The organism is Alkalibaculum bacchi, from assembly GCF_937875145.1.
GTDB lineage: Bacteria > Bacillota > Clostridia > Eubacteriales > Alkalibacteraceae > Alkalibaculum > Alkalibaculum bacchi_A.
Window position 1 is genome coordinate 1 of record NZ_CALNCS010000243.1, and the last position, 2,228, is coordinate 2,228.

Sequence of the window (2,228 nt, forward strand, 5' to 3'; positions counted from 1 at the left end):
AAAGGAATAATTTGCACCCTTGTGGGTGTTGATACCATTTGTGGCCTTGAGCATCTGGATTTCAGCCTCTTCGCCAAGTTTACGTAATCGCTCAACAAAGTCGAAGAGGTATAAGCTTTTTGAACAGGTAAGTCCTAAACAAGTATAAGCTTTAAAATACGGCCTAAGAGCTTGGGTGCTTAGAAGAAATGTAGAGGCGTTCATATCAGTATGAGCGCCGTTTGTATGCAAATCCACAAGACCCGGCTTTGGCGTAAGACTTACCTCACAAATAAGCGCATAAGAAGCATAGCGTGCTATCTGATTGCCAATCTTACATACGTTCACATAAGGGATAGAAGATGTCATTAATCCTAGCTTAGGCAATGCCAAGTCCTCCCATAACTTTTGCAACAAAGCGATAATTATTAAGAAGGTGTGTTTCTATCTCAGTACGAATTTTTTCGTCGCTTGAAAAGCGCATGGCTAAATAGATATTCCAATGTTCTTTGAGAGCAATCTCACGACGGGCTGATTTGCGTATAGCATTATCACGAAAATAGCTCAAATATACAGAAATACTATCAATAATGTCATGTAGTCGAGCCATTGAGGCATGTCCTAAAACGAATTGATTAAACTCGCTAAAGTTAGCTACTACTGCATCGACATCACCCTCCGCATTTTCTTTTTCGCCTCTTTCTAAGAGTAGTCTCATATTCTCAAAATCTACTTCCTCCATATTGTGAGCTGCTTTAATAAAGCCTAGAGGCTCGAGAGCTTTACGAATTTCATATATCTCTTCTGCATCACGTAGGCTAATGCCTAAAACGACAACTCCTTCTCCGGGTACCCTTTTTACGAGATGTTCGTTTGCTAGTCGATCCAACGCAACTCGAATCGGTGTGCGACTAATGTGAAGCGATTTGGAGAGTCTTTCTTCACATATGCAAGTACCAGCTGCGAGTTTACCTAAAACAACGGTTTGGCGGAAGCAACTATAAAGGCTATCAGTTAGTGTCTCATTTCTTTTAAGATAGAGATTACTTTGGATGATATTATCAATATAATCTGTATCCATTTAGAATCCTTTGAGACAAGACCCGCAAGCCAGCGTAAATCTGACTGCGGATCTTGTCTAACCCTAACATTTGCGTGTGATTAGAAGCCAAGATAAACGTCCAACCATTCGGCGCACGGTTCTACTGGGCAATGTAAATTGGTACTTGGCCAGTAGCGAGAATAGTGACAACAAAGATACCGAAAATGCACAAAGCCCATTTAGCAGATGCACGCTGCCATTCTCCCATGTCAAGACCTAGTAGACGTAAAAGCAGGTAGATGAAGGCTACAAGAGGAGACAACAAGTGAAAAGCTTGCCCCATAAGGGAAGCAAGGGCCATTTGCATGGGAGTAAATCCGTAAGCATAGCCTGCTTGAGCAAGAGCGGGCATTACGCCGAAGTAGAAGCCATCGTTGGACAAGAAGAATGTGCCAGGAGCTGAGATAAGGGCGATAATGATGCCCCAGAAGCCGGCAAGTTGCTTAGGAATAATGTTAACCAAGCTTTGTGCGAGCGCATCAGCCATACCAGAGCCTTGGAACAATCCCATGAAGATACCAGCTCCAAATATGAGTGCAATAACTTGAACGGCGGCGCCACCGTTGGCTTCTATACGGTCTGCCTGATCTTTAAGGCTGGGATAATTAACGAGAAGGGCAATGCATGTACCGACAATGAACAGCATACTGGAAGGTAAACTGATACTATCTATAAACGAACCAGCAACTAGCCAGATGATCAAAATAAGTGTAAGAGTTAGGTTAAAGATAAAAAGATTTGGACGTTTAATAGCAGCAGTTTCGGGGTCATCAGAGACAGTGAGGGAAGAGATTTCTTCATTGGACATCTGAATAATACCTAAGCGTTCTCTTTCTTGTTTACCCATATGTCGAGCTACAACGAATATGACAAACAGTACAGAAATAATCATGCCAGGAAGCAAATAAGCTAGGATTTCAGACCCTACGCCAAAAACAGCCATGGCACGTGCAGTAGGCCCTCCCCAAGGTAAGAGGTTCATAATAGTGTTTTGCAGTATTACCAAAACACCAAGATTCATTACCTTCATATGGAGTTTTTTGTAAATTGGCAAGAACGCTGTACAACAAATCAACGTAGTAGTTGTACCATCTCCATTAAGCGAGACGCATGCAGCTACAATTGCTGTGGCCATAAGAACTCGCAT

General features: G+C 42.4%; 3 protein-coding genes. All 3 read right to left on the minus strand.

Going from position 1 to position 2,228, the window contains the following annotated elements:
* Nucleotides 1–366: triphosphoribosyl-dephospho-CoA synthase (locus Q7P22_RS13990; RefSeq protein ID WP_303865014.1), on the minus strand; the 366-nt coding region annotated here is incomplete at its 3' end.
* Nucleotides 359–1,060: a GntR family transcriptional regulator gene (locus Q7P22_RS13995; protein WP_303865015.1), complete on the minus strand. Its 702-nt coding sequence runs from the start codon at nt 1,058–1,060 to the stop codon at nt 359–361. The genes Q7P22_RS13990 and Q7P22_RS13995, both read right to left, overlap by 8 nt.
* A 121-nt stretch (nt 1,061–1,181) precedes the next feature.
* On the minus strand, nt 1,182–2,228 hold a 1,047-nt coding region (locus Q7P22_RS14000; protein ID WP_303865016.1), incomplete at its 5' end, for a citrate:proton symporter.

What these genes read in the sequence shown, in the direction of transcription:
- Q7P22_RS13995 (WP_303865015.1), bottom strand. Translation starts at nt 1,060, where the DNA reads ATGGATACAGATTATATTGATAATATCATCCAAAGTAATCTCTATCTT.